This is a genomic window from Mesorhizobium sp. M4A.F.Ca.ET.050.02.1.1, from assembly GCF_003997725.1.
Lineage (GTDB): Bacteria > Pseudomonadota > Alphaproteobacteria > Rhizobiales > Rhizobiaceae > Mesorhizobium.
The window spans coordinates 1-3,702 of the sequence record NZ_RZSG01000613.1; the positions used below are offsets into that span (position 1 = coordinate 1).

The window sequence follows — 3,702 nt, forward strand, 5'->3', positions numbered from 1 at the left end:
GATCAAGAATCGGTTTTATGTAGACAGAACAGACACGCGACGCGTGGAGCTGGGAAGCCGGCTTTACGCGTCCGATTTGCATGGGCGAAATGGATGCGCTGATTCGGCGCCGCCATGAAGTCCGAGCGGCATGTCCCGGCCTGCGGGATCATCCAGGAGACCCGGCCAACGGGTCTTGAAGACAGAGCGGCATATGGCTTCGAAAACCACAAACCCTTTCACCTTTCTCCAGCAGGTTCGCGCGGAGACCGCCAAGGTGACCTGGCCGTCGCGACGCGAAACGATGATCTCGACGGTGATGGTCCTGGTGTTCGCGGTCATCGCGATGATCTTTTTCTTCACCGCCGACATAGCCATGGGCTACGCGATCGAGTGGATTCTGGGGCTGGGACGCTAAGTCCGGCGATTACGGAGAAGTCGTGAAATGACTGCGCGGTGGTACATCGTCCACGCCTATTCGAACTTTGAGAAGAAGGTCGCCGAGGACATCGAGAACAAGGCCAAGCAGAAGGGCCTATCCGGTGACATCGAGCAGATCGTGGTGCCGACAGAGAAGGTCGTGGAGATACGCCGTGGCCGCAAGGTCGATGCCGAGCGCAAGTTCTTCCCAGGCTATGTGCTGCTCAAGGCCAACCTGACCGATGCAGTGTTCTCGCTGGTCAAGAACACGCCGAAGGTGACGGGCTTCCTGGGCGACTCCAAGCCCGTGCCGATCACCGAGACCGAGGCGCAGCGCATCCTGAACCAGGTGCAGGAAGGCGTCGAGCGGCCGAAGCCCTCGGTCACTTTCGAGATCGGCGAGGCGATCCGCGTCTCGGACGGCCCGTTCGCGTCGTTCAACGGTTTCGTCCAGGAAGTGGACGAGGAGCGGGCGCGGCTCAAGGTGGAAGTTTCGATCTTCGGGCGCGCTGTGCCCGTCGATCTCGAATTCGGACAGGTCGAAAAGGGCTGATCCGAATACCCGCGCCGAAAGGCGTCGGGATGCCCTGCGCCGCTACGGCTCAGGGAAGGCGGCGCGAAGATCGCGCGGCCATGAACGGGTGGGAGGCGAACGCGGCTTTAGCCGGCCGCGGGAACCGCACCACCAGACTGCAACCGCCGGTGCTTCCCTGACAGTGGGACCGGCATGAGAAAAGGCAGGAATAGAGATGGCTAAGAAAGTTGCAGGCCAGCTCAAGCTCCAGGTTGCCGCGGGCTCGGCTACGCCGTCGCCCCCGATCGGCCCGGCGCTTGGTCAGCGCGGCATCAACATCATGGAGTTCTGCAAGGCGTTCAACGCGCAGACCCAGGAGCTGGAAAAGGGGTCGCCGATCCCGGTCGTCATCACCTACTACCAGGACAAGTCGTTCACCTTCGTCATGAAGACGCCGCCGGTGAGCTACTTCCTGAAGAAGGCCGCCAACCTGAAGTCGGGCTCGAAGGAGCCGGGCAAGGTCAAGGCCGGCACGATCAGCCGCGACAAGGTGCGCGCGATCGCCGAGCAGAAGATGAAGGACCTGAACGCAAACGACGTCGAAGCGGCCATGCGCATGGTCGAGGGCTCCGCCCGCTCGATGGGTCTGGAAGTGGTGGGCTGAGATCATGGCAAAGATTGCAAAGCGTATCGCCAAGACCCGCGAAGGCATCGATCCGAACAAGTCCTACGCGCTCCCTGAGGCGCTGAAGCTGCTCAAGGAGCGGTCCTCGGTGAAGTTCGACGAGACCATCGAAGTCGCGATGAATCTCGGCGTCGACCCGCGCCATGCCGACCAGATGGTCCGCGGCGTGGTCAATCTGCCGAACGGCACCGGCCGCTCGGTGCGTGTGGCCGTGTTCGCGCGCGGCGACAAGGCTGAGGAAGCCAAGGCCGCCGGCGCCGATATCGTTGGCGCCGAGGATCTGGTCGACATCGTCCAAAAGGGCACGATCGATTTCGATCGCTGCATCGCGACGCCGGATATGATGCCGCTGGTCGGCCGTCTCGGTAAGGTGCTCGGCCCGCGCGGCATGATGCCGAACCCGAAGGTCGGCACGGTGACCACCGATGTCGCCGCTGCCGTCAAGGCCTCGAAGGGCGGCGCCGTGGAGTTCCGCGTCGAGAAGGCCGGTATCGTCCATGCCGGCGTCGGCAAGATTTCGTTCGACGTCAAGGCGCTGGAAGAGAATGTGCGCGCCTTCGCCGATGCGGTGAACAAGGCCAAGCCGTCCGGCGCCAAGGGCAACTACGTCAAGAAGGTGTCGGTCACCTCGACGATGGGGCCCGGCCTCAAGCTCGACATCGCGACGCTCGCCGCGTCCTGATACGAACTGTTCTGATCGGCCGCTAACAGGCTGATCCGCAAAGAATTCCGGTCCTCCGATCCGTCGGCGGCCCGGTACCCCGGAGGCCGAAAGGCTTCCGGATATCCTGTCCGAGATTGCAGGCGGCCCAACAGCCTTAATTCATGTGGGCCTGCATGAGACGGGTGAAGACCCGACAAAGGAGCGAGAAGCTCCAATGAAAGGTTCGAACCGTGTTTGCCTTTTGTCTGCGCACCATTCGGCCTGCCGATTGGTGTGGCGAAAGGGGGCAGGATCCTCGAGCGTCGTTCGGGAGATCCGTTACTGGATGGCCCGGCCGGCAAAAGGCAACCCGACGCCTGTCATCGTGAATGGGAATGTTCCCATTGATGGGGCAGGGGTCAACTGGAGATAGGCAGTGGACAGAGCGGAAAAACGCGAACTCGTCACGGGCCTGAATGATGCGTTTTCGAACGCGGGTTCAGTTGTCGTGGCCCACTACGCTGGTATCACCGTCGCGCAAATGAACGACCTTCGGTCGAAGATGCGCGCCGCCGGTGGCACCGTCAAAGTCGCGAAGAACCGTCTCGCCAAAATCGCTCTTCAGGGCACGGACTCCGCATCGATCATCGACCTGTTCAAGGGACAGACGCTGGTCGCTTATTCGGAGGATCCGATTGCGGCGCCGAAGGTCGCGTCCGATTTCGCCAAGGGAAATGACAAGCTCGTCATTCTCGGCGGCGCAATGGGCACCACCTCGCTCAACGCCGACGGTGTGAAGGCACTCGCCACACTGCCGTCGCTCGACGAGCTGCGCGCCAAGCTGGTTGGCATGATCGCCACGCCGGCAACCCGGATCGCCCAGATCGTCAATGCACCCGCGGCTTCGGTCGCGCGCGTCATCGGCGCTTACGCCCGGAAGGACGAGGCGGCATGAGGCCGTTCCTCGCTATCACAAACACACGTTCGAACCTTACGAAGGAATATGCAAATGGCTGATCTCGCAAAGATCGTAGACGACCTTTCGAAGCTGACCGTCCTCGAGGCGGCTGAGCTGTCGAAGCTCCTGGAAGAGAAGTGGGGCGTTTCGGCTGCCGCTCCGGTGGCGGTTGCCGCTGCTGGCGGCGCTGGTGCCGCTGCCGCCGCTCCGGCCGAAGAGAAGACGGAATTCGACGTCGTTCTCGCCGACGCCGGCGCCCAGAAGATCAACGTCATCAAGGAAGTCCGCGCCATCACCGGCCTTGGCCTCAAGGAAGCCAAGGACCTGGTCGAAGCGGCTCCGAAGCCGGTCAAGGAAGGCGTTTCCAAGGCCGATGCCGACAAGTTCAAGGCGCAGCTGGAAGCAGCCGGCGCCAAGGTCGAGCTGAAGTAAGCTTTGGTTGAGGCGGGCGGCCTCGCGCCGCCCCCCCCTCCCCTGACGTCAAGGGGGGCAAAGAGCGCGAG

At 62.6% G+C, this 3,702-nt stretch carries 6 protein-coding genes; all 6 read left to right on the forward strand.

Annotated features, from left to right (window positions below; all coding sequences use genetic code 11):
• Positions 1-193 precede the first annotated feature (193 nt).
• The 6 genes from secE to rplL all read left to right on the forward strand — a co-directional run bounded on the left by secE (position 194) and on the right by rplL (position 3,631).
• On the forward strand, positions 194-397 hold the full coding sequence (secE, locus tag EOA33_RS27915) for a preprotein translocase subunit SecE (RefSeq protein ID WP_126054422.1): 204 nt from the start codon (positions 194-196) through the stop codon (positions 395-397).
• A gap of 27 nt (positions 398-424) precedes the next feature.
• Positions 425-952, forward strand: coding sequence for a transcription termination/antitermination protein NusG (gene nusG, locus EOA33_RS27920; RefSeq protein WP_126054423.1), 528 nt, complete (start codon positions 425-427; stop codon positions 950-952).
• Between the two features lie 196 nt (positions 953-1,148).
• Positions 1,149-1,577: a 50S ribosomal protein L11 gene (gene rplK, locus EOA33_RS27925; protein WP_095765524.1), complete on the forward strand. Its 429-nt coding sequence runs from the start codon at positions 1,149-1,151 to the stop codon at positions 1,575-1,577.
• Between the two features lie 4 nt (positions 1,578-1,581).
• Entirely contained in the window at positions 1,582-2,280 is a 699-nt protein-coding gene (gene rplA / locus EOA33_RS27930; protein WP_127407108.1) for a 50S ribosomal protein L1, read from the forward strand.
• A 397-nt stretch (positions 2,281-2,677) separates the two neighbouring features.
• The gene (gene rplJ / locus EOA33_RS27935) at positions 2,678-3,196 is read left to right on the forward strand and encodes a 50S ribosomal protein L10 (RefSeq protein ID WP_126054425.1); all 519 of its coding nucleotides are present in this window, start codon (positions 2,678-2,680) and stop codon (positions 3,194-3,196) included.
• Between the two features lie 54 nt (positions 3,197-3,250).
• The gene (rplL, locus tag EOA33_RS27940) at positions 3,251-3,631 is read left to right on the forward strand and encodes a 50S ribosomal protein L7/L12 (RefSeq protein ID WP_059189560.1); all 381 of its coding nucleotides are present in this window, start codon (positions 3,251-3,253) and stop codon (positions 3,629-3,631) included.
• The last annotated feature ends 71 nt before the right edge of the window (positions 3,632-3,702 follow it).